General features: G+C 60.0%; 3 protein-coding genes. All 3 read right to left on the minus strand.

The genetic code is table 11. The annotated features are described in order from the left end of the window. Positions 1–362 (minus strand): preprotein translocase subunit SecA (locus PLU72_20275; protein ID HOT30521.1); only part of this gene is annotated, 362 nt, incomplete at its 3' end. 126 nt (positions 363–488) lie between these two features. Then, complete coding sequence (locus PLU72_20280; protein HOT30522.1) at positions 489–944, minus strand: PTS sugar transporter subunit IIA; 456 nt, start codon at positions 942–944, stop codon at positions 489–491. A gap of 37 nt (positions 945–981) precedes the next feature. After that, positions 982–1,587 (minus strand): ribosome-associated translation inhibitor RaiA, encoded by a 606-nt coding sequence (gene raiA / locus PLU72_20285; GenBank protein HOT30523.1) that lies wholly within the window; start codon positions 1,585–1,587, stop codon positions 982–984. Between the last annotated feature and the right edge of the window lie 46 nt (positions 1,588–1,633).

The raw sequence follows: 1,633 nt of genomic DNA on the forward strand, positions 1-1,633 counted from the left end.
TCGAGGGCGTTCAGATACAGCGGAAGCGTCGCGACGAGGGTCTTGCCTTCGCCCGTCTTCATCTCAACGATGCGGCCTTCGTGCAGCGCCAGGCCGCCGATGATCTGCACGTCGAAATGCCGCATGCGCAGGATGCGTGTGGACGCCTCGCGAACGGCGGCGAACGCCTCGACCTTGATGTCGTCAAGCTCTTCGCCGTCGAACAGCCGCTCGCGGAACTTCACGGTCATCTGCCGCAGCTCGGCGTCCGACATCTTCGAGAAGCGGTCCGCTTCCTCGTTGACGGCTTCGAGGATCTGCGTCAGCCGTTCGATCTCGCGCGCGTTGAAATCGGGAATGAAGTAGCGGATGAACCTGAACAGCCAGTCGAACATGCCTGAACCCTGATGCCTTTCCAAGAATCAGGGCGCGGCCCCTGGTCGGGGTCCGCGCCCTGTCCTGCGTCTATCTTGCCGTATGCCGGATGTCCGGCCGAGGATACGCGGCGGTCATTTCTCTTCGGATGAGATGATCTTGATGATGTCTTCCTCGGTCTTGGCTTCCATCAGCTCGCCGCGGAACTCCTGATAGCGCAGGAGCCGCGACAGCCGCGCCAGCGCCTTCAGGTAGAGCCCGCCGGACTCGATGGGCGCGGCGATGAGGAAGATGAGGTGAACGGGCCTGCTGTCGAGGGCTTCGAACTCGATGCCGTTCTTCGAGCGGCCGACCGCCACCACGACCTCCCGGACCGTCGTCGTGCGGGAATGCGGAATGGCAATACCCTTGCCTATTCCCGTGGAACCGACCTTCTCACGCTCGAGCACCGACTTGAGGAACGCGTCGGCGTCGGTGAGAAACCCGGCTTTATCCAGCAGGTCGATCAGTTCCTTGATCGCATCGACCTTCTGAGTGGAGGAGAGTTCCAGCTTGATCAGCTGGGGTGATATGAATTCGGTGAGCTCCAAAGTGCCTCCTGCGGCGCCCGCTGCGGGGAAATCGGGATCAAAACTCGGGCTCGATCAGCCCGAAGTTGCCGTCAGTGCGCTTGTAGATGACGTTGATCTGATTGGTCTCGGCGTTCGAGAAGACGTAGAACTCCTGCTTGAGCAGGTCGAGCTGCTCGGCGGCCTCGTCGGCGAACATCGGCTTGATCGAGAACGTGCCGCTGCGCACGATGCGATGCTCGGAGCGCTCGGCACGACCGCTCGTTTCCTGGGCGACAATCTCCTTCTTCGCCTTCTTGCCGGTGTCAAGCGAAAGAATCGAATGGACGGCGGCCAGCTCCTTCTTGTCGGTCTGGCGGCGGGGAACGTCCTTGAGCTTCTCCTTGTGCTTCTTGACCTGGCGCTCGATCTTGTCGGCGACCATGTCGATCGAGGCATACAGGTCTTCGGAGGCCTTCTTGCCGCGCAGCACGATGCCGTTGGCCCAGACAGTGACTTCGCAGACCTTGCTGCGAGTCTGATCGCGGACATCGTCCGTCGAGAGGTTCACGTCGACTTCGATGATGTGATCAAAATACTTCTTGATCGAGGCCAGCTTCTTTTCCGCGTAATCTTTCAGAGCCTGGGAGAGGTGGATGTTCTTTCCACTCACGACGATCTGCATGACAGGGTGCCTCCAAATGAAGTTCGGACACGAAATCCGTGTTTTT

This window comes from Candidatus Ozemobacteraceae bacterium (assembly GCA_035373905.1).
In the GTDB taxonomy this organism is placed as follows: Bacteria; Muiribacteriota; Ozemobacteria; order Ozemobacterales; family Ozemobacteraceae; genus MWAR01.